The 1,918-nt window shown below is 46.5% G+C and carries 4 protein-coding genes; 2 read left to right on the top strand and 2 right to left on the bottom strand.

Going from position 1 to position 1,918, the window contains the following annotated elements:
- Nucleotides 1-17 precede the first annotated feature (17 nt).
- Nucleotides 18-398, bottom strand: a complete 381-nt coding sequence (locus tag KNP95_RS15810) for a hypothetical protein (protein ID WP_029596478.1) — start codon at nucleotides 396-398, stop codon at nucleotides 18-20.
- 124 nt (nucleotides 399-522) lie between these two features.
- Nucleotides 523-804, bottom strand: a complete 282-nt coding sequence (locus tag KNP95_RS15805) for a hypothetical protein (RefSeq protein ID WP_029596479.1) — start codon at nucleotides 802-804, stop codon at nucleotides 523-525.
- A 143-nt stretch (nucleotides 805-947) separates the two neighbouring features.
- Between KNP95_RS15805 and KNP95_RS15800 the strand changes: the two genes are divergently transcribed.
- Together KNP95_RS15800 and KNP95_RS15795 are read left to right on the top strand one after the other, a co-directional pair.
- The gene (locus tag KNP95_RS15800) at nucleotides 948-1,790 is read left to right on the top strand and encodes a ComEC/Rec2 family competence protein (protein ID WP_131472583.1); all 843 of its coding nucleotides are present in this window, start codon (nucleotides 948-950) and stop codon (nucleotides 1,788-1,790) included.
- On the top strand, nucleotides 1,787-1,918 hold a 132-nt coding region (locus KNP95_RS15795), incomplete at its 3' end, for a DUF3006 domain-containing protein (protein ID WP_214838342.1). The genes KNP95_RS15800 and KNP95_RS15795, both read left to right, overlap by 4 nt.

Genomic DNA, 1,918 nt, shown 5'->3' with positions numbered 1-1,918 from the left:
ATACGATCTATGTTCAATTATATCCTCCGCATGTTTACGATGCGCCAATCCTTCACGTTTTGTTCGTCCATATGTTGAGTGACGCGTTCGATCATTCTAAATCGTTCGCGCTGACAAAAGTTGTAGGCTTCTTCCGGTAATGGCAGTTCGACCTCAATCGTGACTTTCACTTTTTTTCTTCGTTTGTTGAATCGATTCAGCAAATGATGTTCCAGCTTCGTGATGAACGCGTCGTCACCAATACCCTCTTCTGACTTCAGTACGCCGGTTATCTCAGGACTGATTCCATCAAGGTGGTGTTTGATTTCAAACGGTGTCGCATCTAAGTACTCGCAGAGGTGATCAAAGCGCAGTAACTCTGTACCGTGATATTGCTGGATCCATTCTTGAAGTCGCATGAGGAGAACCCCTTTTTAGTTCAAGTGTACCTCGTAGGGTTTTAACAAACAGTGACGAAGTCGTGTACAGCGTATGTAAGGTGCCGCACATGAGACTTGTTCGATTTCGTAATTCTGTCCTTCCTTAAAAACGGACTTTGTTCTGAGCCTCCATCTCTGCCAGCTTTGCCTTTTTCACATCAGGATCAGTGGTGAACCGATAGCTGCTTCCCTCATGGATCCAGGTCTCATCAAGGATAATGCCATTCATAATGTGGCGATACGGCATGGCGGTACATAACGTGTATCCCTTCAGATAGTGTGCAGCTTCCTGAATGGAGACACACTCCTTTACTTCTACCCCGTCTTTAAAAATCAGGACCGGTTTATACGTCTTGTTTATTGCGATTGGTTTTCGTAAATCCATTTCTCTCACTCCTCCTATCATCACACCTTACCTATTTATGTATGTGGTCAACCGCAGGAATTAGAAGCTATTTAACAAATAGCGGATTATAATAAAGGTGTGTTGGATAATTTTACAATAATTTTAAAGTGGAGTGATAGAAGATGAATAAATTGATCAAGATTGGGAGTGCCGTTCTATTTAGTGGAGCGCTATTGGTGTCACCATACGGGGAAGCATCAGCCGCTACGAGCATTAAAGTCCATTACATCGATGTCGGACAGGGAGACGCCATCTACATCAAGATGCCGAGCGGTGAGGACGTCATCATCGACGGGGGTAACAAAGGAAAGGGCGATGCCATCGTCGCCTACCTCAAAAAGCAAAAAGTTGACGATATCGAGGTATTGATCTCGACGCATCCGGATGCGGATCATATTGGTGGATTAGACGAAATCCTAGATGCCTATCGTGTCGAGAACGTCTACGCGCCGAAAGTGAAGCACACGACCCAGGCTTACAAAGATTTTCTGCAAGCCGTCAAACGGGAAGGGAAGACCATCAAAACGGCACAGGCCGGCGTGAAGCTACCGATCAAAGGCGTCAGTGCGAAGTTTGTGGGTCCGGTCAAATCCTACTCGAACAGTGACTTGAACAACTGGAGTGCAGTCCTTCATGTAACGTACAAGAAGAACACGTTCTTGTTCACGGGAGACGCGGAACACGTTTCTGAGAAGGACATGATGGCGAAGAAGCAGACGCTCCGTGCAGATGTCTTAAAGGTGGGACATCACGGTGCCAAGACGTCGACAAGCAGTACGTTCCTGAACACGGTCAAACCGAAGCATGCTATCATCAGTGTCGGGAAGAACAGCTACGGCCATCCGACTTCCGAAGTGGTGACGAACTTGAAGCGTCAAAAAACGAACACGCTTCGCACAGATAAGAATGGCACGATCATCATTACAGGGAACGGTTCAAGTTATGCCGTAAAGAAATCAAGATGAAGCGACGGAGAGGTATCATCGATCGATTTGAAGGGGACTTGGCTGTCGTCGAATTCGGAGAAGTGATGGAGGATATTCCAAAGTCACGACTTCCAGACACGGTTCAACCTGGTGACGTGCTTTGGTTT

This window comes from Exiguobacterium sp. s36, assembly GCF_018618345.1.
GTDB lineage: Bacteria > Bacillota > Bacilli > Exiguobacteriales > Exiguobacteriaceae > Exiguobacterium > Exiguobacterium chiriqhucha.
Note: the sequence above shows the minus strand (reverse complement) of the source record. Positions and strands in the feature narration are given on the sequence as shown.

Bases quoted from the DNA above. Each gene is read 5' to 3' on its own strand.
- KNP95_RS15800 (WP_131472583.1), top strand. From the start codon at position 948: ATGAATAAATTGATCAAGATTGGGAGTGCCGTTCTATTTAGTGGAGCG.
- KNP95_RS15805 (WP_029596479.1), bottom strand. From the start codon at position 804: ATGGATTTACGAAAACCAATCGCAATAAACAAGACGTATAAACCGGTC.
- KNP95_RS15810 (WP_029596478.1), bottom strand. From the start codon at position 398: ATGCGACTTCAAGAATGGATCCAGCAATATCACGGTACAGAGTTACTG.